The following is a 22,932-nucleotide window of genomic DNA, read 5'->3' as shown; positions in this document are numbered from 1 at the left end:
AACCCGGCTAACACGGGAGCGGCATGTGCCACATCTGTAAATATCCGAATGGATCAAAGCTACGCCGTTGGCAGTGGCCGTGTTTTGATCATCCTGAGACTTGGTGCGGGCTGACCCGGCGAGCCGAAGATCGCCGGAGTATGAAATGGCAGAAGGGATGGTTGGTAGCGTATGACACAAGAAAAATGGGGACAGCTGAGACAACGGCTGCTCAAGACGGTAGGCCAAAACAACTACAAGACATGGATCGAGCCGCTGCAGTTTCGAGGACTGCAAGACGGTATTGCGACGTTCGACGTTCCCACGAACTTCATGGGGAACTACGTGAGCCAGAATTTCTCTGATCTTATCCTGCACGAGTTGAAGTCCGAGGATGACAGCATTCGCCGCCTGAGCTTTGCAGTCGCCGCCAATTCCCAAAGCCGCCCATCAGCCGTGGATGCACCGATGACCGAACCCGCTATGACCACCGCTGGGAAATCGACCCGCGCGGCCCTGTCCGCTGCACCGCTGGACAAACGCTTTACCTTTGACAGCTTCGTCGTCGGCAAGCCCAACGAGCTGGCCCATGCCGCAGCCAAGCGCGTCGCCGAGGGTGGCCCCGTTACCTTCAACCCGCTGTTTCTGTACGGCGGCGTCGGTTTGGGTAAAACGCACCTCATGCACGCCATCGCGTGGGAGCTTCAAACCCGCCGTCCCGACCTGAATGTCCTGTACCTTTCCGCCGAACAATTCATGTACCGTTTCGTGCAAGCATTGCGCGATCGCAAGATGATGGACTTCAAGGAAATGTTCCGCTCTGTCGACGTGCTGATGGTGGACGATGTCCAATTCATCGCGGGCAAGGACAGTACGCAGGAAGAATTCTTTCACACCTTCAATGCACTGGTAGACCAGAACAAGCAGATCATCATCAGCGCTGACCGCGCCCCGGGTGAGATCAAGGACCTGGAAGAGCGCGTGAAGTCCCGCCTGCAATGCGGGCTGGTCGTTGACCTGCACCCGACCGACTACGAACTGCGTCTTGGCATCCTGCAGTCGAAGGTCGAACAGCAGATGGCCACCTATCCGGACCTCAAGGTCGAGGATGGTGTGCTGGAGTTCCTCGCTCACCGCATCTCGACCAACGTGCGCGTTCTCGAAGGTGCACTGACGCGTTTGTTTGCCTTTGCATCCCTTGTCGGGCGCAAGATCGATATGGATCTGACGCAGGATTGTCTGGCGGACGTGCTGCGCGCATCCGAGCGCAAGATCACGGTCGAGGAAATCCAGCGCAAGGTGTCCGAACACTACAACATCCGTCTGTCCGACATGATTGGCCCCAAGCGTCTGCGCGCCTATGCCCGCCCACGTCAGGTGGCGATGTATCTGGCCAAGCACATGACATCCCGCAGCCTGCCCGAGATTGGCCGCCGTTTCGGCGGACGCGACCACACCACTGTCATGCATGGTGTGCGCCGTATCGAAGAGCTGAAGCAGTCGGATGGTCAGATTGCCGAGGATTTGGAGCTGCTGCGCCGGTCGCTCGAAGCGTAAAGCTGCCGCATTTGAATCACAGGGCGTCCTTTTGGGGGCGCCCTTTTTCGTTTTCGCGGGCGCCGTGCCTTGACGCCGCCGCGCAGGCACCCGACAAGCAATAAAGTGCTTGTGAAGTGCAACGGTTGGGCTAGTCTGCCCGTCCCGGTGCCAAGGTGGGGAGACGGACCATGAAGATCAGTGTCGAACGCGGTGTGCTGCTGAAAGCGGTGAGCCAGGCCCAATCCGTGGTTGAGCGTCGCAACACCATTCCGATCCTTGCCAACGTGCTGATCGAAGCCGAAGGGTCTGATGTGACGTTCCGCGCGACCGATCTGGATATCGAGGTGGTCGACAAGGCCCCCGCCCAAGTGGAACGCGCCGGGGCCACGACCGTGGCGGCGACGACCCTGCACGAGATCGTGCGTAAATTGCCCGATGGGGCGCTTGTCACCTTGTCTGCTGATACCGCCGCTGGCCGCTTGACGGTCGAAGCCGGACGCTCGAACTTTTCCCTCGCGACCCTGCCCAAGGAAGATTTTCCGGTCATGGCGTCGTCTGAATACGCCTCGAACTTCTCGGTCGACGCGCCAAAGCTGCGCCGCCTGTTCGACAAATCGAAATTTGCAATCTCGACCGAAGAGACGCGGTACTACCTAAACGGGGTCTACATGCACATCGCGGATGGCGATGACGGCAAAGCCCTGCGCTGCGTGGCCACTGACGGCCACCGTCTGGCCCGCATTGACAGCGAATTGCCTGACGGGGCAGCTGACATGCCCGGCGTGATCGTCCCGCGCAAGACCGTGGGTGAGCTGCGCAAGCTGCTGGACGATGATGACATGAAAATCGCCGTGTCGGTGTCGGAAACCAAAGTACGCTTTGCCACTCCCGACATCACGCTGACATCGAAGGTGATCGACGGCACCTTCCCCGACTACACGCGCGTCATTCCCGTGGGCAACACCCGCAAGATGGAAGTGGATGCCTCGGATTTTGCCAAGGCTGTGGACCGTGTGGCAACCGTGTCATCCGAACGCTCGCGTGCGGTGAAGCTGCAACTGGATGAGGACCGGCTGGTTCTGTCCGTGAATGCGCCTGACAGCGGGGCCGCCGAGGAAGAGTTGGCCGTGGCCTATGGGGACGAGCGGCTCGAGATCGGGTTCAACGCGAAGTACTTGCTTGAGATTGCATCCCAGGTAGATCGCGAGAATGCGGTGTTCATGTTCAACTCCTCGGGCGATCCGACCCTGATGCGCGAAGGCACGGACCAGTCGGCGGTTTACGTCGTCATGCCGATGCGTGTCTAAGATCTTTCGGCGAAAAATCTTGCCTCCGGCGGTGGTATTTTCAGTCAGAAGAAACGAGGGACAGTCATGACGCTGTCCCTTTCTGCTTTGACCCTGTCGCATTTCCGCTCGCACAAGCTGGCGCGGCTGGAGTTGGATGCACGTCCTGTGGCGATTTTTGGGCCGAATGGGGCGGGCAAGACCAATATTCTTGAGGCTGTATCCCTGTTTTCACCGGGTCGGGGCCTGCGTCGATCTTCGGCAGAGGATATGACCCGGCGGCCCGAGGCCCTTGGCTGGAAGCTGTCCGGTGTTCTGCATTCCTTGCAGCAGGTGCATGAGGTCGAGACGTGGTCCGAAGGTGGGGCCGCACGGCAGGTGAAGATTGATGGCAAAACGGCACCTCAGACCGCTTTGGGCCGGATTGCGCGCGTGCTGTGGCTGATCCCCTCCATGGATCGCCTTTGGATCGAAGGGGCTGAGGGGCGACGGCGGTTTCTGGATCGGATGACCCTGTCTTTCACCCCCGATCATGCGCAGGTGTCGTTGGAGTACGAAAAGGCCATGCGCGAGCGGAATCGCCTGCTCAAAGACATGGTGCGCGACCCGCATTGGTATGCGGCACTGGAACAGCGCATGGCTGAAACGAGCACCGCCATTCATGCCAACCGATTGCGCGCGCTGGATGCGCTGGCAGACGCACAACGCGGTGCACAGACAGCATTTCCTGCGGCGGATTTGACCTTGCAACCGGGTGAATTGGGGATGCCTGAAACCGTCGAAGATATGCGCACCGCTTTAGCAGATGGACGCAACCGTGATCTGGCTGCCGGGCGTACGTTGCTGGGGACACATCGTGCGGACTTGTACGGCGTCTATGCAACCAAGGACGTGCCCGCCAAGGACTGTTCGACCGGCGAACAGAAGGCATTGCTGGTGTCGCTGATCCTGGCCAATGCGCGCGCGCTGGCGCAGGATTTCGGGGCGCCGCCGCTGTTGCTGCTGGACGAGGTCGCCGCGCATCTGGACGCGAACCGGCGGGCGGCACTTTATGACGAGATTTGTGCGCTGGGCGCGCAGGCGTGGATGACGGGGACGGAAACGGAACTCTTCGACAGCCTGGGTGAGCGGGCGCAATATGTCGAAGTGACCGAAGCGGATGGTGTCAGCACGGTGAGCAGGCCATGACGCTGACCGGGTGGGACCTTGCCTTGTATGCAGGTGCGCTGGCCGTGTTGTTCCTAACGCCCGGGCCCGTCTGGGTTGGACTGATCGCGCGCAGCTTGTCAGGTGGATTTCAGGCGGCGTGGCCATTGGCGCTGGGTGTCGTGGTCGGCGACGTTCTGTGGTCGCTTCTGGCCATCTTCGGGATCACCTGGATCTTGTCGATCTATGGCGGCTTTCTGGGTGTCTTGAAGTGGGTTGCTGCGGGGATTTTTCTGCTGATGGGCGCGCTCGTGATACGCTCAGCGGACAAGAGCATCGGAACTGACAATCGCCTCACACGCCCCGGCATGTGGGCCGGGTTTCTGGCCGGGCTGGCGGTGATCCTGGGCAATCCGAAGGCTGTTCTGTTCTACATGGGCATGCTGCCGGGGTTCTTTGATCTGACGCGGCTGACAGCGTGGGACGTGGTGACCATCGTGGTCCTGTCAATGATCGTGCCATTGCTTGGGAACCTCGCCATGGCCCTGTTCATCGACCGCGCACGACGGATGGTATCATCGCCCAATGCGTTACGCCGGATGAACCTGATCGCAGGTGCTTTGCTGATCTGCGTAGGCCTGATCATCCCCCTGACCTGACACGTAAAATCTTGTGTCACTTGCGTGACATCCCCCCTGAAAAACCGTATATTTAGCGCAACCACTCAAGGGGCACATAAATGGCAGATAACGAGCAAACCCCCGAAGACTACGGCGCGGATTCTATCAAAGTTCTCAAAGGCTTGGAAGCGGTACGGAAGCGTCCGGGCATGTATATCGGTGACACCGATGACGGCAGCGGTCTGCACCACATGGTGTACGAGGTTGTCGACAACGGCATTGACGAGGCTTTGGCAGGTCACGCGGACGCCGTGACAGTCACGATTCACGCGGATTCTTCGGTGTCTGTCAGCGACAACGGGCGTGGGATTCCGGTGGGAATTCACGAAGAAGAGGGCGTGTCTGCGGCCGAAGTCATCATGACCCAACTGCACGCGGGCGGGAAATTTGACAGCAACTCCTACAAGGTGTCGGGCGGCCTTCACGGCGTTGGTGTGTCAGTGGTGAACGCGCTGTCGGTCGAGCTTGACCTGCGCATCTGGCGCGACGGCAAGGAACATGTGGCGCGCTTTGCACATGGTGACACGGTTGAGCATCTGAAGGTGGTGGGCGATGCCGGTGGGCGCACAGGTACCGAAGTGCGGTTCCTTGCATCGACCGACACGTTCTCGAACCTCGACTATTCCTTCGACACGCTGGAAAAGCGCTTGCGCGAACTCGCCTTCCTGAACTCAGGCGTGCGCATCATTCTGATTGATGAACGGCCCATCGAACATCTGCGGTCCGAGCTGTTCTACGAGGGCGGCGTCAGGGAATTTGTCAAATACCTCGACCGGCACAAGTCCTCAGTCATGCCCGAACCAATTTTCATTAACGGTGAAAAGGACGACATCGGCGTCGAAGTCGCGATGTGGTGGAACGACAGCTACCACGAGAACGTCCTGCCGTTCACCAACAACATCCCGCAACGCGATGGCGGCACGCATATGGCTGGCTTTCGCGGCGCGCTGACGCGGACGATCAACAACTATGCGCAGTCCAGCGGCATCGCCAAGAAAGAGAAGGTGAACTTCACCGGCGATGACGCCCGCGAGGGGCTGACCTGCGTGCTGTCCGTCAAAGTGCCTGACCCGAAATTCTCGTCCCAGACGAAGGACAAGCTGGTGTCGTCCGAAGTGCGTCCGGCGGTCGAAGGGCTGGTGAACGAAAAACTGGCCGAGTGGTTCGAAGAGAATCCGAACGAAGCGCGGATCATCGTTGGCAAGATCATCGAAGCGGCCCTCGCCCGTGAAGCGGCCCGCAAAGCGCGCGAATTGACCCGCCGCAAGAACCCGATGGACATGAACTTCCTGAGCTCGAAGCTGAAGGATTGTTCCGACAAGAACCCGGCCAACACCGAGGTTTTCCTGGTCGAGGGTGACAGTGCCGGCGGATCGGCCCAGACGGGTCGGGACCGCAAGACGCAAGCCATTCTGCCGCTAAAAGGGAAAATCCTGAATGTTGAGCGCGCCCGTTTCGACCGGATGCTGAGTTCGCAGGAAATCGGCAACATGGTCATGGCGCTGGGCACCGGCATTGGCCGGGACGAATTCGACATCTCCAAACTGCGCTACCATAAGATCGTAATCATGACGGATGCTGACGTGGACGGTGCACATATCCGGACGCTGCTGCTCACGTTCTTCTACCGTCAGATGCCAGAGCTGATCGAAGGCGGATATCTCTACATCGCGCAACCGCCGCTCTACAAAGTCGCGCGTGGCAAGTCCGAAGTGTACCTCAAGGACGAGGCCGAGATGCAGGATTATCTGGTCCAGCAGGGCATCGACGGGGCCATGTTGCGCCAAGGCAATGGCGAGGAAGTCGTAGGTCAGGACCTTGTCCGTGTGGTCGAAGAGGCGCGGCAATTGAAACGCGTGCTGCAAGCCTTCCCGACCCATTACCCACGCCACATTCTGGAACAGGCCGCCATCGCGGGCGCGTTTGTACCCGGTGCGGTGGATGCCAACCTGCAAAGTGTGGCTGACAAGGTGGCAAAACGGCTGGACCTGATCGCGCTTGAATGGGAGCGCGGCTGGCAAGGTCGGATCACGCAGGACAAGGGCGTGCGTCTGGCGCGTATCCTGCGCGGAGTGGAAGAGGTCCGCACGCTTGACGGCCCGATGCTGCGGTCAGGTGAGGCGCGCAAGACCGGGTCGTTCACCGAAGGGCTGCAAGATGTCTATGGCACCCCGGCCACCCTGATCCGCAAGGACCGCGTCCAGTCGATCATGGGGCCGATGGACCTGCTGAATGCCATCCTTGAAGAAGGCGAACGCGGACTGTCCCTGCAACGCTACAAAGGTCTGGGCGAGATGAACCCCGATCAGTTGTGGGAAACCACGCTGGACCCCGATGCGCGCACATTGTTGCAGGTGAAGGTCGACGATATGGCCGAGGCCGACGATCTGTTCACCAAGCTGATGGGCGATGTGGTGGAACCGCGCCGCGAGTTCATCCAGAAGAACGCACTGAGCGTCGAGAATCTGGATTTCTAGACACCCGCCCGGCGGTGGCGCTGCCCTCCGTGCTTTGTAGATACGACCGAAAGCCAGGATATGTTTTCTAAGGAAAAACTGGAATACCGCCAACTTCCCTTGCCCGACCGGCAAGAATTCGACGATGCCGAGATGCTGCGCCGCGTTGAGGAGTTTCGTGATTTCATGGCCCAGCGTCACACGGTGCGGGACTACTCCACACGACCGGTGGCCCAAGAAGTGATCGAAGCTTGTGTGGCAGCAGCGGGTACAGCACCCTCGGGTGCCAACCACCAGCCTTGGCATTTCGTAGCCATCAGCGATCCCGCTATCAAGCGTCAGATCCGCGAAGCGGCAGAAGAAGAAGAGCGCAAGTTCTATGACGGTGGTGCAAGCGACGAATGGATCAAGGCACTGGAACCCATTGGCACCAATGCTGATAAGCCGCACCTTGAGGATGCGCCTTGGCTGATCGTGGTCTTTGCCCAGCGCTATGGCACATTCGATGACGGCACGCGGTATAAGAATTACTACGTCCCCGAAAGCGTCGGCATTGCGACTGGCATGCTGCTGACGGCCCTACACACGGCGGGACTGGTGACGCTGACCCACACACCAAACCCGATGAAATTCCTGGGCGATCTGCTGGGCCGACCAGACAGTGAAAAGGCCACGATGATCATTGCGGTCGGCCATGCATCTGACGATGCCACGGTGCCTGCCGTCGCCAAGATCAAGAAGCCGCTGGACGAAATCCTGTCCGTCCGCTGACCGCGCCATTCTTGTTCTCGTTAACCTGCCCCATTTCTGCCGCCAATTCGCGTCAGGATAGAAGCTATTGATTTGACTAGAGGCTTTTCATGGCACAGGGACATGACGTATTTGCGGCGCGGCTTGCCCGTCTGAACGAAACCCACGCAGAGCACGAGGCGCGCCAGAGCGCTTCGGCCAAGGCTGCGCGTGGTCGGGTACCGGATTGGGCGCGCAACCTTGTCTATCCGGGGTCCATCGTCGGCGCGTTGGTTGTTGGCGTCTTTACCGTGGTGCTGTCCCGCTACGCGATGTTCCACGCAAACGGCGCACCAGACCCAAACGCTGATGCCGACCTGACAATGATCATGGACGGGGGGCTGGCCCTCGCAATTGCCTTTGTCTTGCGGTCCGCCCTGCATCTGACGGCCAAGGAACACCTGGCCGCCAAAACAGCAGGTATCTGGATCGCTTTGACGTGCATGCACAATCTGGTCCATGCCTATCCCAATGTATGGGCCACCGCCTTTTCCCCGGAATGGGTCGAACGCACCACATCCATGACAGAACCGCGGTCATTCTATGTACGAGGGTTCACCTTCTCTTTCGATGACATGGGCGGCGCCAGAAATGATGACGGATCCACCAATTCGGAAGGCCCATCCACCAGCAAACCCGAGATCAAGATCAATCGCCACTGATTCATAGATCGGCGATCTTTTGACGGGGAAAAACATATGAACTTTTTCCTTTGTTTTGGCACCCTTGCTGCACTAACCTCCCGTCCAAGGTCACACATGGTGACCAAGTCCAACTGGTGGGAGACAAGATATGGGCAAAAGGGACGAGTTGATCGCGCAATATGCTGACGATCTGAAGAATAAATGTGGCATGACGCCGGATATGGATCTGCTGACCAAGGTCACAATTGGCTGCGGCCCATCGATCTATAATGCCGATGCGTCCACCGTTGCGGCCAGCCAGCCGGATGAGCTGGAAACAGTGAAGAACAACTTCCTGATCAAGAAGCTGGGCCTTGCCGATGGTCCCAAGCTGGACGAGGCAATTGCTTCGGTCATTGAGACTTATGGAAAATCCGAGCGGAACAAGTATCGCGCGGTGGTCTACTACATGCTGACCAAGCACTTTGGTAAAGAATCCGCCTACGGTTAACACCAAGGACACGGCATTAATCAAAGGGACACCCGCCTTAAGCGGGTGTTTCTTTTTTGGATCGAATGTCACGTACTATGGATTTGAGATTGCCAATCCGATCTGCTAATTATTGAGACATCCGACCAGAAGGTCAGACCCGATATTCAGTTTACTTGTGGTGGCTCTTGGGAGTGTCCGCCGGGGTGAAGAAGGGTTCTGACCATTCCGGGTCAGAACCCTTTTTTCTTAGAGTAGCGTCAAGACGGCACCGATCACGGTACAGCCAAATGTGGCATATCCGCCGTCGATCAGCGTCAACCGAAAGGGCCGCGCGCCAAAGGCGTAGAACGTCGCGATCCATGGCGCCACCAGGAACAGCCCAACACCAAAGCCTGAAACCAGCCCCTCACCAAAGCTGTCGATCCCGCTCAGCACAAACACGTGGCGCATCATTCCTGCGACCAAAATCGCACCCACAATGCTCGTGATATAGGGCAGCGGGTCTTTCTGATTGGCTGGCGCATCACCTGCTTCATTCAGCGCCACACCAGATGCCGCCATCCACGGTTTGGCCAACACCGTGTACCAGATTGCGCCAAACATGAATCCAGCGATACCCGCCACCAAAACTGCCAAAAATCCCATGTTTCCCTCCACTTTCGGCTATTTGTGCCTCCAGCCTGCCAGAGGATGGGAAAATTCCAAAGCGTTTAGGTACTCACACCAGCCATCTCGCAAACCACGGCCCATTCTGCATCGGTCACGGGTTGCACAGACAGGCGCGAACTACGGACCAGCGCCATCTCGGCCAGACGCGGATCAGCTTTCACCATTTCGAGCGTCACGGGGGTTTGCACGGGGCCAATCGCCTTGATGTCCACGCATTCCCACCGCGGGTCATCAATGGTGCTATCCGGATGCGCTTCAGCGATCACTTCGACGATGCCGACCACCGCCTTTTCCGTCTGCGAGTGGTAGAAGAAGCCACGGTCGCCTACCTTCATCTCGCGCATGAAATTGCGCGCCTGGTAGTTGCGCACGCCATCCCATTCTTCGCCTTCATCACCCTTGGCAACCTGTTGATCCCAGCTCCAGGTCGAGGGTTCGGATTTGAACAACCAGTACCTCATGCCCCGATCACCTGTTTCCATGCCTTGATCTGCACGTCCTGAAACAGGCCCGCCTTGGCATAAGGGTCATTGTCGGCCCATGCATGCGCTGCGCCCGCATCTGCCACATCCAACACGATTAATGACCCGCACGGATTGCCCTCCGTATCCAGAAACGGCCCCGCCTGTTTCACAACGCCTGTGCTGTCGAGGTAGTCAAGATGGGCAGGACGGTTCTCCATCCGCACGTCCAGCGCGCCCTCCTTGTCATGGGCCATCAGGGCAAAAAGCATATCATTCCTCCTTCAAAGGGCGGGCCATCAGGCGGGTCATGGCACCGGACACGTCCACCACGCCATCCACCAGATCCGCCACGGTGTCACAAATCGGCAGATCGAGGGCATGTTTGGTCGCCACATGCCGCAATGCGCGGGCGGTCGCGGCCCCCTCGACCGTTGTCGCCGCATCAAATTCCGTTCCCGCGCCAAGGGCAAGCCCCAGACGGTAGTTGCGCGACTTATCCGAGGTGCAGGTCAGTGTCAGATCACCCAAACCACTAAGCCCCATCAAGGTTTCGGGTTGCGCGCCAAGGGCCATCGCCACGCGTTGCATCTCGGCAAAGCCCCGCGTCAAAAGCGCCGCCCGCGCGCTATCGCCAAGCCCCGCGCCCATCACCGCACCACACCCGATGGCGATCACATTCTTGAGTGCTCCACCCAATTCAACGCCGGTCACATCCGTCGTTCGATACAAGCGCAACATCGGGGTCGCCAACACATCTTGTAACGCGCGGGCGGCTTCAGGGTTTTCGCAGGCCAGCGTCAGCGCAGTGGGTAAGCCGCGCGCAATATCGACGGCAAAGCTGGGGCCACTCAGGACCGCAGCGTTGCGTGCGCTGGATAGGATGGCAGACGGTCCAAGGCCAGTCGCCACCTCAATCCCTTTACAACAGGCCACCGCATCGCGATGCGACAGGTCCCGGTGTTCAATCAGATGGCGCAAGCTTTGCATTGGTACCGCGAACAACAGCGTGTCACAGGCCAAAGCAGTCTCTAACTTAAAGGAAATCGTAATATTGTCTGGCAAATCGACACCAGGCAACCGACGGTCATTCCTACGGTTTGCCTGCATATCACTCGCGTGACCGGCGTCTCTTGCCCACAGCGTAACAGCCTTATGCGGCGCGAGGGCCACGGCCAGTGCCGTACCAAAGGCACCGGCGCCGACAACGGCAACGCTCATGCCTTGGCCCCTTTCTTGCCCGATCCCAGCATGGCCGTACTCTTGGTATCAAGCGGCATACGCGGACGCGCCGAAAGGTCCATCCCGTCCGGTGCACGCAACCGCATCTGTTCAATCCCCGCGGCGGCAATCATCGCTGCATTGTCTGTGCACAACGCCAGGGGCGGTGCGTCGAAAGCCACGTTTGCCTCGGCACAAACAGTCTCTAACACAGTGCGAATGGTCATGTTTGCCGCTACCCCGCCCGCCACACAGAAGGTCGGTATGACCGGTGCAAGATCAAGATAAACCTCAAGCGCGCGCTTGGCCTTTCCCGCCAGACTGTCCGTGACAGCCGCCTGAAACGAAGCCGCCAAATCCGCCTGATCCCGCACCGTCAAACCGCCCTGTTTCGCGATAATATCATCGCGTGCACGCAACACCGCTGTCTTGAGACCGGAAAAGCTCAAATCGCAGCCGGGTTTGTTGGACAGAGGCCGAGGAAAGGCAAAGCGCTTGGCCTCCCCATCCTGCGCAATCGTTTCAATCGCAGGTCCGCCGGGTTGGCCCAATCCAATCAATCGCGCCACCTTGTCGAAGGCTTCGCCCGGAGCGTCATCAATGGTGCCGCCCAACCGCTTGAAATCATCCGGTCCGCGCGCAATCAGGAACTGGCAATGCCCGCCCGACACCAGCAGCATCAGGTAAGGAAAGGCGATACCCGAAGACAAGCGAGGCGTCAGTGCGTGCCCGGCAAGATGGTTGATGCCGTAAAGCGGTTTGCCCGTGGCCGCCGACAACCCCTTGGCCGTCATCACGCCTGCGACCACGCCACCGATCAGGCCCGGACCGCAGGTGGCCGCAATGGCATCAATGTCGCACAGCCCGATACCGGCCTGCTCCAAAGCCTGCGCCACACTCATATCCAAGCGCTCGGCATGGGCACGGGCGGCAATCTCGGGCACAACACCGCCGAAATCGGAATGCAGGTCGGCCTGGCCAAAGACCACCGATGACAGCACCTCCATGTTCCCGGGCACACCGCGCACGACAGCCGCTGCGGTGTCGTCGCAACTGCTTTCAATTCCCAGAACTGTCGCTACCTGCGTCATGACCCATCCGTTGCACCAAAGGCGCGTGCGGGGTAACAGCATAAGCCGTGGCAAACAATGCATCTCACCTACCGGTCACCTTGCTGATGACCCGACCGCGCGCAGCAGCCGAGCGGTTTATGGCAAAGATGCCCGATGATCTGAAGGCGCAGGTCAGTCCGTTGTTTAGTCCGCTGTTAACGATTGTGCCGGTTGCCGACAGTCAGGCAATCGAGGCTGATGAAGCCGCCATCTTCACGTCTTCCAACGGCGTTATTCATGCGCCTGCAGGTGCCGGGCGCATGGCCTATTGCATCGGCACTGCAACGACCGAGCGAGCAAAGCAACATGGCTGGTCTGCGCAGATGGCAGGTCAGACGGCGGATGAGCTGGTTGCAACGCTGATCGACACCCCCATGACACGCCATTTTGTGCACATCCGCGGGCAGCATACGCATGGGGACGTTGTCACCCGCTTGCGGTCCGCAGGACAGCAGGTGCGCGACTGCATCGTGTACGACCAAGTGCCGCAATTATTGTCAGCCGCTGCCCATGAGGCGCTTATGCGGGAAGAGTTGACCATTGTTCCCCTTTTTTCGCCCCGCACCGCCATGCAATTTGCCAACCAAGCGCCGCGCTCCACATCCATGCGTGTGGTTGCACTGAGCAGCGCGGTGGCTGACGCGGCTCGACCTGTTCACGTTGACAGCGTTGCGGTGCGACCTGACGCCACGGCCATGTATGAAGCGATCCGACAGGCCATCTGTGCGGGTTGAGGGGCGCGGGGGCGCAGGGTAGAGTTTGATGCGGTGCAGAAACCGCACAGAAGAATCGGAAGGGGAATTCCTTGGCCAAACGCAAATTTCCGGAGAAGGGCCAACAAGACGACCCCAAGGCCGAAGCGCCCGACACTCCAGACGTAGAAATCTCTGCGCAGGACGCGGCGGATGCAGCGCAGGATAAGGTTGCCGAAACACCCGATGCACTTGCACTGACGGAAGACGCGCGGGTTGATGAGGAAGTAGTGAGCGCGGAGCCTGTCGACGAAATCGAAGCTTCGCCAGAGCCAGAGCCAGAGCCAGAGCCAGAGCCGGAAAGTGTTGCACCAACCCCGGTGCCGCAACCCGCGCCTGAACGGCGGAGCGTCGTGCCCATGATCTTTGCCGGGATCATCGCTGCATTGGCGGGCTTTATCGCGGCCCGGTCCGATATCCTCGAACCAATCTTCCCCGGCCTCGCCACACAGGCTGGCGCGGACCCCGAACTGGTTGAGCAACTGAACGGAACAGTCGCAGACCTGACTGCCCGCCTTGATCAATCAACCGAACAGATTGCAACGCTGACGGCTCAGGTCGAAACCCTGTCACAAGCAGACGCGCCAGTGGACCTTGGACCGCTGGAACAGCAAATTACTGCCTTGTCCGACCGCATCGACGGCCTTGGGTCGCAATCGGGCACAGCGACCATCGTGCCTGATGAGGCAATCGACGCCGCCCTGTCCGACCTGCGCGCCACGGCATCCGCCCAACAGGATGAAATCGACAGGCTTCTGGCCGATGCACGGCTGGCCCGTGAAAACGCCGAAGCCTCTGCAAGCGCGACACTGGCGCGTGCCGCCATCAATCGGGTCCTTGCTGCGGTCGACAATGGTGGACCATTTGCTGCCGCGCTTGGCGATCTTGAGCAGGCAGGGGTATCTGACATTCCCGACGCTCTGCGTGCCGCGGCCGCCGACGGAGTGCAGCCACTGTCAGATTTGCAGGCATCTGCGCCTGACGCGGCCCGCGACGCGCTGGCCGCCGCCCGCGCTGAAGAAGAGGGTGGCGGACTGGGCGCGTTCTTTGAGCGTCAGCTGGGTACTCGGTCGATTCTGCCGACGGAAGGATCAGACCCGGATGCCGTCCTGTCGCGCGTAGAAGCCGCTGTGCGCGATGGCCGTTTGAGCGACGCACTGGCCGAAGCAGAAACACTGCCGGAGGCGGCACAAGAGGCGCTGGCGCCTTGGTTGGAACAGGCGCAACAGCGTCACGAGGCGGTCACCGCCGCAAACGCATTGGCGCAACGCCTGTCGGCACTCTGAAGGGGCCTTTCATGATCTGGTCATTGGTAAAAATCATTATTTTTGTTGTTGCGGTTGCCGCCCTCGCGCTTGGCGCCGGATGGCTTCTGGAAACAGAAGGCGGCATACAAATCGTCGTCGCGGGCAAGGAATATACGCTGGGGCCGCTGCAATCGGTCATCGCACTCGTGGCACTCGTGATCGCTGTCTGGATCGGGCTAAAGCTGCTGGGTCTGCTGATCGCCACGTGGCATTTCCTGAATGGCGATGACACCGCCCTGTCCCGATATTTCGAACGGCGCAAATACGCGAAAGGCTATGATGCACTGGCCGAGGGCATGATGGCGCTGGCGTCGGGCGAAGCCCGCACAGCGCTGGCCAAGGCGGAAAAAGCGGATCGTTACCTCGACCGCCCCGAACTCACCAGCCTGCTGACCGCACAAGCCGCCGAAATGGCGGGTGATCGGAAGAAGGCGGAAGAAACCTACCGGAAGCTGGTAGCAAACGACGCGACCCGCTTTGTCGGCGTGCGCGGGATCATGAAGCAGAAGCTGGCCGATGGGGACACCGAAACAGCGCTCAAGCTGGCGGAAAAGGCATTTGCCATCAAACCCAAACACGAAGAAACGCAGGACATCCTGCTCAAGCTTCAGGCGGACAAAGAGGATTGGAAAGGCGCACGCGAAACCCTAAGCGCCAAGCTGAAACACGGATCTTTGCCCCGCGATGTGCACAAGCGACGTGATGCCGTGCTGGCCCTGAGCGAAGCCAGGAAAGTCCTGGATCAGGACGAAACAATAGAAGCGCGCGAAGCGGCAATCGAAGCCAACCGCCTGTCGCCTGACCTGATCCCGGCAGCCGTTATGGCCGCACGTGGGTATATCGAAAAAGGTCAGAAGCGATACGCCACGCGTATCCTGAAAAAGGCGTGGAATGCCCAGCCACATCCAGACCTTGCCGCGGCGTTTGCCGAGGTTGAGCCAGACGAGGACACAGCAGCGCGCCTGAAACGGTTTGCCGCTCTGACCAAGTCCAACGCCGATCACCCCGAGGCGCGCATGCTGCTGAGTGAACTGAACATCGCGGCGGAGGATTTTCCTGCAGCGCGGCGCGCGCTTGACGATCTGGCCGAAAGCGATCCAACCACGCGATCGCTGACGCTTATGGCCGCCATCGAGCGGGGCGAGGGGGCGACCGATGCCGTTGTACAGGGCTGGCTTGCACGTGCATTGACAGCACCACGCGGACCACAATGGGTGTGCGACAACTGCCACAACATCCACAGCGAATGGGCGCCCACATGTGGCAATTGCAGCGCCTTCGATACGCTGACCTGGAAACGGCCACCGAACGCCGAACTCAGCTTGCCTGGCGGGACCGAAATGCTGCCGCTTCTGGTTGGAGCGCCTGCTAAAAAATCAGACGATGCAGTCACCGTCGTGGATGATGAAAATGTGATTGAGGTAGAGGATTTAGGCAATCCCGCCACTCAAAACACATGATCTGGTGTGTGCGCCTATTGTGGTTGGGCAACGCCTTCGGCAATTGACCGCCCGTGGCGGAGATTCTTTTGTGTTCCGCCGATGTTTCCGGCTAAACGTGCTCTGAATACGCTGCCGTAGTCGGCCCAGGGGGACATATTGTGCGACATCCAATTCGCTTCTTAGCGTCTTTGTTTATTATTGCGGCGGTTTCCGCCTGTACACTGCCCCGCGGTGCAGCCGTCCAAAGCGAGATTATCCGCAACCAGAACAATGAAGAAGCGGTGTTTTCCGTCGTGCCCATCGGGCAGGACAACGTGGCGCAACTGGCCAAGTGGCCCGCAACCGGTTGGGCAGGGCACTACCATTGGTTCAGCCGCGACCCCGGTCCAAAGTCCAACATCATTCGGGCAGGTGACACGATTGACCTCGTGGTCTGGGACAACCAGGAAAACTCGCTTCTGACCAGCGACGTTCAGCAGAATGTCGAGCTGCCAGGCATCACCGTTTCACCAGATGGGATGATCTTTGTTCCCTATATTGATCAAGTGAATGTGGCCGGTTCGACCCCCGACACGGCCCGCCGCCAGATTGAGGACAAGTTGCGTGTGGTGATCCCCGATCCACAGGTACAGCTTACTGTCGTGTCCGGTCCGGACAACTCGGTCGACGCGGTACGTGGCTTCAATGCACCCGGCAATTACCCTCTGCCCAATCGCAACTATTCGATCCTCAGCCTGATCTCGGCAGCCGGCGGTATCTCTGCAGACTTGGAGAATCCGCTGGTGCGGGTCATCCGCGATGGGAAATCCTATGAAATCCGAGTAGACGACTTGCTTCAGAGGCCCTCAGCAAATGTCATCCTGCGTGGTGGTGACCAGATCATTGTGGAAGAGGACGAGCGGTATTTCGTGGCGCTGGGCGCAACAGGGTCCGAAAGCATTGTGCCGTTCACCAAGGAACGCATCAACGCAATCGAGGCGCTGGCGCTTGTCGACGGCATCGACGCCGGACGCGCGAATCCCAGGGGCGTGCTGATCCTGCGGGACTATGCGTCCAAGGATCTGCGGACCGACGGTTCAGGCCCGGAGAAAACACAAGTGGTGTTCGCGGTTGACCTCACCTCGGCGGACTCACTCTTTGCCGCACGTAAATTCAACGTGAATCCCGGCGACCTCGTGATGGCAACCGAAAGCTCCGTGACTTCGATCCGGACCGTGTTTGGTCTGATTGGATCGATCGTCGGCGTCGGCAACGCGCTGGACAACAACTAAAAGGGGCCGCGCATCGCGCGACCCCTTTGCAAGCGATAGGGCGGGGCAATCCCCGCCCTTTTTTCGTTAGTAGCGATAGTGCTCAGGCTTGAACGGACCCTCGGGTGCGACACCGATATAAGCCGCCTGTTCAGGGTCCATTTGCGTCAGCTTCACACCGATCCGATCCAGGTGCAGACGGGCCACTTTCTCGTCCAGATGCTTGGGCAGGATGTAGACATCGTTCTTGTACTCGTCGCCCTTGGTCCACAGTTCGATCTGCGCCAGCACCTGATTTGTGAAGGATGCCGACATGACAAAAGACGGGTGGCCCGTCGCATTGCCAAGGTTCAGCAGACGACCTTCGGATAGAAGGATGATGCGATGCCCGTTCGGCATCTCGATCATATCCACCTGTTCCTTGATATTGGTCCACTTGTGGTTCTTCAGGCTCGCCACCTGAATTTCATTGTCGAAGTGGCCGATGTTGCCGACGATGGCCATGTCCTTCATCTCGCGCATATGCTCGATGCGGATCACGTCCTTGTTGCCGGTGGTGGTGACAAAAATATCGGCGCTCGCCACAACATCTTCCAACGTGGTGACCTGGAAACCGTCCATGGCCGCCTGCAAGGCGCAGATCGGGTCAACCTCGGTTACGATCACGCGGGCACCGGCACCAGCCAGTGACGCGGCTGACCCTTTGCCAACATCGCCATAACCCATCACCACGGCGGTCTTGCCAGCCATCATGGTGTCCGTCGCGCGGCGAATGCCGTCGACCAGCGATTCCTTGCAGCCATATTTGTTGTCGAATTTCGACTTGGTGACGCTGTCATTCACGTTGATCGCGGGGAAGGGCAACTGCCCGTCACGCACCAACTGGTACAGACGGTTCACACCGGTTGTTGTCTCTTCCGAGACGCCCTTGATCTGATCGCGCATCTTGGTGAACCAGCCAGGGCTTTGCGTCATCCGCTTGGCGATCTGCTTCTTGATCACTTCTTCCTCTTCCGAGGTTGGCACGGGAATGATGTCTTCGCCCGCTTCGGCACGTGCACCCAGCAGGACGTAAAGGGTCGCGTCGCCGCCATCGTCCAGAATCATGTTTGGGCCATCAGCGAACTGGAACGACTTGTCCAGGTAATCCCAATGCTCCTCCAGCGATTGACCCTTGATCGCAAAGACCGGAACCCCGCTCGCCGCAATGGCCGCTGCCGCGTGGTCCTGCGTCGAAAAGATGTTGCAGGATGCCCAGCGCACATCGGCACCCAGTTCAACCAGTGTTTCGATCAGAACAGCGGTCTGGATCGTCATATGCAGCGATCCAACGATGCGGGCACCGGCCAGTGGCTTGCTTTCGCCATACTCAGCGCGGCATGCCATCAGGCCAGGCATTTCCGTTTCGGCGATGTCCAGTTCCTTGCGGCCAAACTCGGCCAGGGCAATGTCTTTAACAATGTAGTCCTGCGACATGTGTCTTGTCCTTCACAAATAGGGTTGGACCGCAGATAGCACTCACCCCCGACAGGGGCAATCGCGCGTTCGAAGGTTGCGATATATGACAATGGAACCGCGTCGAGCTTTCAAACCGACCAAAGCTTTCGCACGGCCTGTACCTGCGTTAGGACGGGACGACACCGGAGAAAGATATGCCCAAACAACCCCGTGCTTGGCAGCGCATGCTGTCGGGCCGCAGGCTGGACCTGCTGGACCCAACCCCCATGGATATCGAGATCGAGGATATCGCCCATGGCCTCGCCTTTGTCGCACGTTGGAATGGGCAAACGGCGGGGGACTATGCGTATTCCGTGGCCGAGCATTCCCTTTTGGTAGAGACGCTTTTTGGTCGGATATCGCCCAATGCGCCTGCCAAGTGGCGCTTGGCCGCACTTTTGCATGATGCGCCCGAATACGTGATCGGCGACATGATCTCGCCCGTGAAAACCTCGGTTGGTCCGGGGTACAAAGTGCTTGATGAACGGTTGGAAGCGGCGGTGCATATCCGGTTCGGTCTGCCCGCAAAGGTGCCACAGACAATCAAACGACAGATCAAGAAGGCCGACAGGATCAGCGCCTGGATGGAGGCCACCCAGATCGCCGGGTTTACTGAGACCGAGGCGAGCAAGTTTTTTGGCAAACCGGATCAGACTCTGATCGATGGGCTACAAATTGTTCTGCGCCCACCGGTGGACACCCGAAACGCGTTCACCACACGCCACACAGAACTGCTTGAGAGTTGCTTATGATCAATGTTCGCCCTGCCATCGCCCTTGATGCGCCTTCCATGGCCGCGCTCCTCAACGCCATCATCGAACAGGGCGGAACGACGGCCCTGACAACCAAAGTTTCAGGCGACGATTTGGCAGATTGGATGGCAGCAAATGACGGGCGCGGGGCGTGGCATGTGGCCGTAAATGAATCCGAACAGGTCGTGGGCTTCCAATGGATCGAAAGCGCCAACTACCTCCCACCGGAAGCCGCCGAAATCGCTACCTTTGTGCAGATGGGTCAAACCGGCCTTGGCATCGGATCAAAACTCTTCGACGCGACGCGCAAGGCGGCCAAAGACATTGGCTATGTCTGGATCAACGCAAATATCCGCGCCGACAATGAAGGCGGGCTAATCTACTACCAGTCCCGCGGGTTCCAAGACTACGGCCGGATCGATGGGTACGAGATGGCAGACGGCCATATCGTGGACAAGATTCTCAAGCGCTACGACCTCTAAATCTCTTAACGCTTCGTTACCCCACCTCTACGGTGGGGGTGTACGGGGGCTGCACACATGGTGCACGGGGGGTGACAGGCCGGAACATTGCCTCAAATTTTAAAAATAAAAACCTGTGGCCCAGCGCAAAACGCACCGTCCAACCCTTCCCTGTTTCAAAAAAATCCTCGGGGGTCTGGGGGTGGAAAACCCCCAGTCCAACACCTCAACGAGGCGAGCGTTTTGCCAAGATGCGTTGCAACGTCCGCCGGTGCATGTTCAGGCGTCGCGCCGTCTCCGACACGTTGCGATCACACAATTCATAGACACGTTGGATATGTTCCCACCGCACGCGATCCGCGCTCATCGGGTTCTCCGGTGGGGGTGGTAGGTCATCGCCCTTGGCCAAAAGCGCATTGGTGATGTCCGTCGCATCCGCAGGCTTTGACAGGTAGTCGGTCGCACCGATCTTGACCGCTGCAACCGCCGTGGCAATGGCGCCATAGCCGGTCAGCACGACAACCCGCGCATCAGGCCGTTTGTCACGCAGCACTTCCACCACGTCGAGCCCGTTGCCATCCTCCAACCGAAGGTCAACGACCGCGTATGCAGGTGGGCGCGCCGTCGCGATCGCTTTGCCTGCCGTCACGCTATCGGCGGTTTCGATCTCGAAACCCCGTTTTTCCATGGCCTTAGCCAGACGCCGCAAAAACGGTTCGTCGTCATCAACCAGTAAGAGCGATTTATCCTCGCCCAGGTCCGGCAGTGCTGCATCCGGCATCAAATTCTCCAGTTCCCGCTTATTTTTCTGGCTGGAGTGGAATATGGCCCGTGCAACTCATGGGGTCAAATTATTCCGGAAAATCAGGCGTTTTCAACGAAGCACGCGACGCGATCAGCCATTGCGTCGGCGCTTATGTCACGGCGAAAAAACTCCACAAAACCATGCTCAGGCAGCACAAGATACGTGAACGTCGAATGGTCCACGAGGTAGAATTCGTCCGACTTATCATGCGCCTTGTAATATGTTCGGTATGTTTTGCTGGCGGCATCGGTTTGTTCCAGTGATCCCGTCAGGCCAATCATCTTCTCATGCAAGTTATAGGCAAAGTCGCCGACAATCTCCGGCGTGTCCCGTTCGGGATCAACCGTGATGAAAACGGGTGTTACCGACATGCCGCGTTCGGCCAGTACGTCCACCGCTTCGGCATTGCGGGCGGTATCCAGTGGACAAACATCCGGACAGAACGTGTAGCCGAAATAGATTAGGGTCGGTTCCGTGATCACATCGTGATCCGTCACGGTTTGCCCTTCCGCGTTGACCAGTTCAAACGGACCGCCAATTCCGTTACCGTCACCCGCGACCTGGGTCGCATTGCATTGGGCAAATACGGTCTCTTCGCCACCTGACTGGCTGACCCACCAAAGCCCCGCCATAAAAAGGGCAGCGACAATGGCAGCGACGGGTGCGATGATGCGGGTCATATTCGGCCTCCGGGTTGGGGTAGTTCTTAGCTATCAATCCCGGGCGCGAGTTCAAGAAACGAAGAAGTGACACAATGGCGCAACCTGACATTGGCCTGCTGACCGGGCAGCAACGATCAAACTGGATTCGTCTGCGCACAATGATCCTGCTGCGCTGGGTTGCGATTGTCGGACAGCTCGTGGCCCTGACGGTCGCGCAGCGGCTGTACGGCCTGCAGCTCGAGCTGGGCCTTTGTTACCTAGCCGTTGGCGTGTCTGTTATTGGCAACCTGATCGCGATCTTCATCTTTCCCGAAAACAAGCGTCTCAACGAGTTTCAGAACCTGCTTATGGTTCTGTTCGACGTGCTGCAGCTTGGCTTCCTGCTGTTCCTGACCGGGGGGTTGAACAATCCGTTTGCCTTGCTGCTTTTAGGGCCCGTCACCATTTCGGCTGCCGTTTTGACAACGCGGTCAACCCTGCTGGTCGGGGCCACCGCCATCGTTATTGTGACCATTCTGTCGGACTATCACCTGCCATTGCGAACGCAGGATGGATTCATCCTTCGCATTCCGGATCTGTTCGTATTTGGAAACTGGATCGCACTTGTGATCGCGATCTGTTTCATCGGCTTGTATTCCCGCCGTGTCACGTCGGAAATCCATTCCATGTCGGATGCCCTGTCCGCCACACAGTTGGCCCTGTCGCGTGAACAGAAGTTGACCGATTTGGGCGGTGTGGTGGCCGCAGCCGCGCACGAGTTGGGAACCCCGTTGGCTACAATCAAGCTGACCAGCGCCGAATTGATCGAAGAATTGGACGATCGCCCGGAACTGAAAGAAGACGCCGCACTGATTCGCCAGCAGGCCGACCGCTGCCGCGACATTCTACGTGACATGGGCCGTGCAGGAAAAGATGACCTACACTTGCGCCAGGCCCCGTTGATGACGGTCGTACAAGAAGCCGCGGAGCCACACACCCACCGCGGAAAGCTGGTGCAATACACACACGACCCAGATGCGGGCGATGAAATCGACCAACCTGCGATCTTGCGTCAGCCCGAAATCATCCATGGGCTGCGGAACCTTGTTCAGAACGCCGTCGACTTCGCACGCTCGACCGTGTGGATCGAAGCGCACTGGACCAACACGCAAATCACGATCCGTATCATGGATGACGGCCTGGGTTTCCCTCCGCAGCTTCTAGGCCGCATCGGCGACCCCTTTGTCCGTCGCCGCAAGTCATCCACAGAACGTACCCAACGACCCGAGTATGAAGGAATGGGTCTGGGACTGTTCATCGCCAAAACGTTGCTCGAACGGTCGGGCGCCGAACTGACCTTTACCAATGGCGCAGATCCATATGCGGCGCGGGAACAGCACGACAACCATATCGGCGCCATCGTCGAGGTCGTCTGGCCAAGGAAAAAGGTGGATGCGCGAAGCGGTGAAAATGCCGTTTCGATGGGCCGGAACGAACAAATCCGGGCATGAAAACCGACCTGTGTTAAGAACGCGTTAACCCTGTTGGCCGGATAGTTCAGTCAGTTTGGA

Annotated in this window: 23 protein-coding genes; 15 read left to right on the top strand and 8 right to left on the bottom strand. The window is 58.9% G+C overall.

Features of this window, described 5'->3' with window-relative positions; all coding sequences use genetic code 11:
- Positions 1-171: 171 nt before the first annotated feature.
- The 8 genes from dnaA (at position 172) to ACZ1HN_RS03970 (ending at position 9,009) form a co-directional block, all read left to right on the top strand.
- Positions 172-1,536, top strand: a complete 1,365-nt coding sequence (dnaA, locus tag ACZ1HN_RS04005; protein WP_299600870.1) for a chromosomal replication initiator protein DnaA — start codon at positions 172-174, stop codon at positions 1,534-1,536.
- A 170-nt stretch (positions 1,537-1,706) separates the two neighbouring features.
- Positions 1,707-2,825 (top strand): DNA polymerase III subunit beta, encoded by a 1,119-nt coding sequence (dnaN, locus tag ACZ1HN_RS04000; protein ID WP_299203446.1) that lies wholly within the window; start codon positions 1,707-1,709, stop codon positions 2,823-2,825.
- Positions 2,826-2,891: 66 nt separating this feature from the next.
- Positions 2,892-3,992 (top strand): DNA replication/repair protein RecF, encoded by a 1,101-nt coding sequence (recF, locus tag ACZ1HN_RS03995; protein WP_472726559.1) that lies wholly within the window; start codon positions 2,892-2,894, stop codon positions 3,990-3,992.
- On the top strand, positions 3,989-4,609 hold the full coding sequence (locus ACZ1HN_RS03990; protein WP_299203440.1) for a LysE family translocator: 621 nt from the start codon (positions 3,989-3,991) through the stop codon (positions 4,607-4,609). Before recF ends, ACZ1HN_RS03990 begins: the two co-directional genes overlap by 4 nt.
- Positions 4,610-4,689: 80 nt before the next feature.
- A complete protein-coding gene (gene gyrB / locus ACZ1HN_RS03985; protein ID WP_472726558.1) occupies positions 4,690-7,107 on the top strand; it encodes a DNA topoisomerase (ATP-hydrolyzing) subunit B in 2,418 nt (805 codons plus the stop codon).
- A gap of 60 nt (positions 7,108-7,167) precedes the next feature.
- Positions 7,168-7,857, top strand: a complete 690-nt coding sequence (locus ACZ1HN_RS03980; RefSeq protein WP_299600862.1) for a nitroreductase family protein — start codon at positions 7,168-7,170, stop codon at positions 7,855-7,857.
- Between the two features lie 89 nt (positions 7,858-7,946).
- Positions 7,947-8,537 (top strand): hypothetical protein, encoded by a 591-nt coding sequence (locus ACZ1HN_RS03975; RefSeq protein WP_299770408.1) that lies wholly within the window; start codon positions 7,947-7,949, stop codon positions 8,535-8,537.
- 130 nt (positions 8,538-8,667) lie between these two features.
- A complete protein-coding gene (locus tag ACZ1HN_RS03970) occupies positions 8,668-9,009 on the top strand; it encodes a DUF2853 family protein (protein WP_299600857.1) in 342 nt (113 codons plus the stop codon).
- Positions 9,010-9,237: 228 nt separating this feature from the next.
- Here the strand turns inward: ACZ1HN_RS03970 and ACZ1HN_RS03965 are convergent, their stop codons facing one another.
- The 5 genes from ACZ1HN_RS03965 to tsaD all read right to left on the bottom strand — a co-directional run bounded on the left by ACZ1HN_RS03965 (position 9,238) and on the right by tsaD (position 12,433).
- Positions 9,238-9,636 carry a DUF1761 domain-containing protein gene (locus ACZ1HN_RS03965; RefSeq protein WP_299746631.1) on the bottom strand — a complete coding sequence of 133 codons (399 nt, stop codon included), beginning with the start codon at positions 9,634-9,636 and terminating at the stop codon, positions 9,238-9,240.
- 65 nt (positions 9,637-9,701) lie between these two features.
- A complete protein-coding gene (locus tag ACZ1HN_RS03960; protein ID WP_189367190.1) occupies positions 9,702-10,121 on the bottom strand; it encodes an EVE domain-containing protein in 420 nt (139 codons plus the stop codon).
- The gene (locus ACZ1HN_RS03955) at positions 10,118-10,393 is read right to left on the bottom strand and encodes a YciI family protein (RefSeq protein ID WP_472726557.1); all 276 of its coding nucleotides are present in this window, start codon (positions 10,391-10,393) and stop codon (positions 10,118-10,120) included. The genes ACZ1HN_RS03960 and ACZ1HN_RS03955 overlap by 4 nt, the downstream gene beginning before the upstream one ends.
- Before the next feature lies 1 nt (position 10,394).
- Entirely contained in the window at positions 10,395-11,342 is a 948-nt protein-coding gene (locus ACZ1HN_RS03950; protein ID WP_472726556.1) for an NAD(P)H-dependent glycerol-3-phosphate dehydrogenase, read from the bottom strand.
- On the bottom strand, positions 11,339-12,433 hold the full coding sequence (tsaD, locus tag ACZ1HN_RS03945; RefSeq protein ID WP_472726555.1) for a tRNA (adenosine(37)-N6)-threonylcarbamoyltransferase complex transferase subunit TsaD: 1,095 nt from the start codon (positions 12,431-12,433) through the stop codon (positions 11,339-11,341). Before tsaD ends, ACZ1HN_RS03950 begins: the two co-directional genes overlap by 4 nt.
- An 86-nt stretch (positions 12,434-12,519) precedes the next feature.
- Between tsaD and ACZ1HN_RS03940 the strand changes: the two genes are divergently transcribed.
- The 4 genes from ACZ1HN_RS03940 to ACZ1HN_RS03925 all read left to right on the top strand — a co-directional run bounded on the left by ACZ1HN_RS03940 (position 12,520) and on the right by ACZ1HN_RS03925 (position 17,226).
- Complete coding sequence (locus ACZ1HN_RS03940; RefSeq protein WP_472726554.1) at positions 12,520-13,188, top strand: uroporphyrinogen-III synthase; 669 nt, start codon at positions 12,520-12,522, stop codon at positions 13,186-13,188.
- Positions 13,189-13,259: 71 nt separating this feature from the next.
- Positions 13,260-14,492 (top strand): COG4223 family protein, encoded by a 1,233-nt coding sequence (locus tag ACZ1HN_RS03935; protein WP_472726553.1) that lies wholly within the window; start codon positions 13,260-13,262, stop codon positions 14,490-14,492.
- Positions 14,493-14,503: 11 nt separating this feature from the next.
- Entirely contained in the window at positions 14,504-15,973 is a 1,470-nt protein-coding gene (locus tag ACZ1HN_RS03930; protein ID WP_472726552.1) for a heme biosynthesis HemY N-terminal domain-containing protein, read from the top strand.
- A 170-nt stretch (positions 15,974-16,143) separates the two neighbouring features.
- Positions 16,144-17,226: a polysaccharide biosynthesis/export family protein gene (locus tag ACZ1HN_RS03925; RefSeq protein WP_299770417.1), complete on the top strand. Its 1,083-nt coding sequence runs from the start codon at positions 16,144-16,146 to the stop codon at positions 17,224-17,226.
- A 66-nt stretch (positions 17,227-17,292) separates the two neighbouring features.
- Here ACZ1HN_RS03925 and ahcY read toward each other — a convergent pair whose 3' ends face one another.
- The gene (gene ahcY / locus ACZ1HN_RS03920) at positions 17,293-18,681 is read right to left on the bottom strand and encodes an adenosylhomocysteinase (RefSeq protein ID WP_299700541.1); all 1,389 of its coding nucleotides are present in this window, start codon (positions 18,679-18,681) and stop codon (positions 17,293-17,295) included.
- 176 nt (positions 18,682-18,857) lie between these two features.
- Between ahcY and ACZ1HN_RS03915 the strand changes: the two genes are divergently transcribed.
- Both ACZ1HN_RS03915 and ACZ1HN_RS03910 read left to right on the top strand, forming a co-directional pair.
- A complete protein-coding gene (locus ACZ1HN_RS03915; protein ID WP_299203402.1) occupies positions 18,858-19,454 on the top strand; it encodes an HD domain-containing protein in 597 nt (198 codons plus the stop codon).
- Positions 19,451-19,936: a GNAT family N-acetyltransferase gene (locus tag ACZ1HN_RS03910; RefSeq protein WP_472726551.1), complete on the top strand. Its 486-nt coding sequence runs from the start codon at positions 19,451-19,453 to the stop codon at positions 19,934-19,936. The genes ACZ1HN_RS03915 and ACZ1HN_RS03910 overlap by 4 nt, the downstream gene beginning before the upstream one ends.
- Positions 19,937-20,141: 205 nt before the next feature.
- Here ACZ1HN_RS03910 and ACZ1HN_RS03905 read toward each other — a convergent pair whose 3' ends face one another.
- A complete protein-coding gene (locus tag ACZ1HN_RS03905; RefSeq protein WP_299203398.1) occupies positions 20,142-20,696 on the bottom strand; it encodes an ActR/PrrA/RegA family redox response regulator transcription factor in 555 nt (184 codons plus the stop codon).
- 83 nt (positions 20,697-20,779) lie between these two features.
- Entirely contained in the window at positions 20,780-21,400 is a 621-nt protein-coding gene (locus tag ACZ1HN_RS03900) for an SCO family protein (RefSeq protein WP_299770421.1), read from the bottom strand.
- A 74-nt stretch (positions 21,401-21,474) separates the two neighbouring features.
- Between ACZ1HN_RS03900 and regB the strand changes: the two genes are divergently transcribed.
- Positions 21,475-22,872 carry a sensor histidine kinase RegB gene (regB, locus tag ACZ1HN_RS03895; RefSeq protein ID WP_299203394.1) on the top strand — a complete coding sequence of 466 codons (1,398 nt, stop codon included), beginning with the start codon at positions 21,475-21,477 and terminating at the stop codon, positions 22,870-22,872.
- Positions 22,873-22,932: the final 60 nt, after the last annotated feature.

The sequence above is a fragment of the Tateyamaria sp. GN1-10 genome, from assembly GCF_055693845.1.
The sequence above is the reverse complement of the archived record's forward strand: the minus strand, read 5'-3'. Positions and strand labels throughout refer to the sequence as shown.